The sequence below is a fragment of the Methanobrevibacter sp. genome (assembly GCF_045577275.1).
In the GTDB taxonomy this organism is placed as follows: Archaea; Methanobacteriota; Methanobacteria; order Methanobacteriales; family Methanobacteriaceae; genus Methanobrevibacter.
The window spans coordinates 1-2,474 of record NZ_JAZNIB010000156.1 but is presented as its reverse complement, the minus strand read 5'-3'; the positions used below and the strand labels follow the sequence as shown (position 1 = coordinate 2,474).

Sequence of the window (2,474 nt, the reverse complement as noted above, 5' to 3'; positions counted from 1 at the left end):
AAATATTTTTGTATAGTCTTCGGTCTTGAACACCTTCTCCTCATTCCACACTGTCCTTTCGAAATCCCTCATTTCCTGTTGCCAATTTCCAACAATGAAATTAGCCTTTCCAACTGAAATGTCAGCATCATGTTCCTTTGCATTATTGTATAGTTTTTCATATGCATCCTTTGGTATTATGTCATCATTGTCAACAAGAATCACATATTCTCCTTGAGCTATTTGAATACCCATATTGGCGCTTGTAGCCAATCCATGATTGTCCTGCTTGTCTATGATTCTTATATTATCATGCTTTGATGCATATTCCTTGCAGATGTCCAAACTGCAGTCTGTGCTTTTGTCATTGATCAATATTATTTCCAGACCATCCAATGTCTGGTTAACCAGTGAATCAAGGCATGGCCTCAAGTATTCCTCACCATTATAGACCAAAACTATGGAGCTTAATTTGTATGGATAATCCTCCCCTTCCGGTTTTCTATAGTATATTTCGGAGATGTCTGTTCCGTATACCTTTGTCAAATTCAATGAAGAGTCATCTATTTCCCTTAGCCTTTCATTTATGAATGCCTTATGATTCTCGTTTTCAATCTCATCTCTTCTGAATTTGGATATGAGCTCATCAAAATTATCCATCAATTCCATGCCTAATGATGAATCATTTTTCTCAAACGTTTTAGCAAATATGTTGTTTTTCTTGTCTATTAGGTATTTTCCTTTGTTTTCATCAACAAATGGAGATACAATTTTAAATTCCTTTCCTGCAGTTCTTATTTTGATGAACACGTCTGATTTTCCCAGCTGCCCAAAGCTTTCCAACTCTTCAATTCTTAAGCTGGCTTCTGATTCGATTATTTCCTTTACAACAGCCTTTCCATTTTTTTTAGATTTCACTACCAGGAAATGCTTTGAGAAGGGAATAGATTTTTTCAGATGGAATTTCAACTCATCATCACTTTCAATTATCTCAAAATAAGGTTTTCCGAAAGAATTTTTTATAAGACTTTTAACAGCATTTTTCATATTTGGTCACTTGATTAAAAATTTTCATTCAAACTAAGATATTTTTTTAATTGGTCATTTGATTGGATTTGATTCAATTTATATATTTTCAAATATTTGATGGCCTTTAGTTAAGGCCTATTTCAATAGCTTGATGATTTCATCACTTGCGGTTCCATCATCAAATTCATTATACTTTTCGGTGAAGCTATTGTATTTTTCACCGTATTTTTCCATATACTCCTCTTCGCTGAATTCTTCTATTTCGCTTATCAGCTCTTCTGTAGTCATCACTATAGGACCTGGAACCTCTTCCACCATGTCAAAGTAAAAGTCCCTTAAGTTGTTCTTATAGAATTCAAGGTCATAGGTAAAGAAGAACATCGGTCTTTTGAGTATCGCATAATCAAACATGACTGAGGAGTAGTCTGTTATTAGAATGTCTGATATCAGATAAAGTTCCTGAATGTCCCAAAGCTCATTGCATTCTATGATGAATGGAGCATATTTTTCCCAATCGATATTGTCCTTTACTGAATAATGGTATTTTACAATGAGGACATATTCGTCGCCTAAGCTTTCTTTCATTGCATCAAAGTCCATTTGTGTGGCAAACTTATATATTCCATTTTTATAGAATTCATTGTCTCTCCATGTTGGAGCATAAAGCATGACCTTCTTGTCTTTAGGAATATTCATTTTTTCCTTGATCTTTTTGATATCCTCATCATTGTTTTTGCTGAAAAGGATATCGTTTCTTGGATAGCCTATTTCAAGCATTTCTCCATTGAAAGCAAATGCCCTTCTAAAGATTTCAGTTGAATAACTGTTTTGGGATACGAGATAATCCCACTGGGAGGTATGCTTTTTGAATCTTTTTCTGTATTGCTTGATATTTGTGTTTCCACTCATATCCACCTTTTCCATATCCAAAGCCAGTTTTTTGAGAGGAGTTCCATGCCATGTTTCTATAAATACGGTATCCTTTGGTTTTTTAAGATAATTAGGCTGTCTTGTATCAAAGATCCAATATTTGCTTTTAAGGCTGGTATATAGAAATTTAAAGCTGCTTTTATCTAACTTTTTGGCATTTCCTGGAAGGTCTATCTTATCATAAATGGATTTTTCAAATACCCAATAGCAATTGTATTTCTTGTCAAGACCCTGTTCAATCATTTCTTCATAGATGTAACGGGTGTTTCCACTGTAATTACGGCCAACACTTGACTGGAAAAGAATGGTTTTATCATCGGTTGACACATGTTTGGCTATTTTACGATATAATCTTAACTTATTTCTCCAATTGTTCTGTTCATTTGGAATCATTTGCTTTATCTTCTTTTTGAAACTCATTTTTACTCCTCAGTTCAATTCCCTTAATTAATATCTTATAATTTTCCAAAGACTTCCTCAACAATTCTTTCTGATGCATCACCATGTCCTTGATCACAATATGTATTGTAGAACTC

The 2,474-nt window shown here is 33.8% G+C and carries 2 protein-coding genes; both read right to left on the bottom strand.

Translation table 11 applies throughout. From position 1 onward, the window contains the following. Positions 1-1,026: glycosyltransferase (locus ACKI67_RS04615; RefSeq protein WP_407462229.1), on the bottom strand; the 1,026-nt coding region annotated here is incomplete at its 3' end. 117 nt (positions 1,027-1,143) lie between these two features. Continuing rightward, on the bottom strand, positions 1,144-2,358 hold the full coding sequence (locus ACKI67_RS04610) for a CDP-glycerol glycerophosphotransferase family protein (protein ID WP_407462228.1): 1,215 nt from the start codon (positions 2,356-2,358) through the stop codon (positions 1,144-1,146). Positions 2,359-2,474: the final 116 nt, after the last annotated feature.

What these genes read in the sequence shown, in the direction of transcription:
- ACKI67_RS04610 (WP_407462228.1), bottom strand. Translation starts at nt 2,358, where the DNA reads ATGAGTTTCAAAAAGAAGATAAAGCAAATGATTCCAAATGAACAGAAC.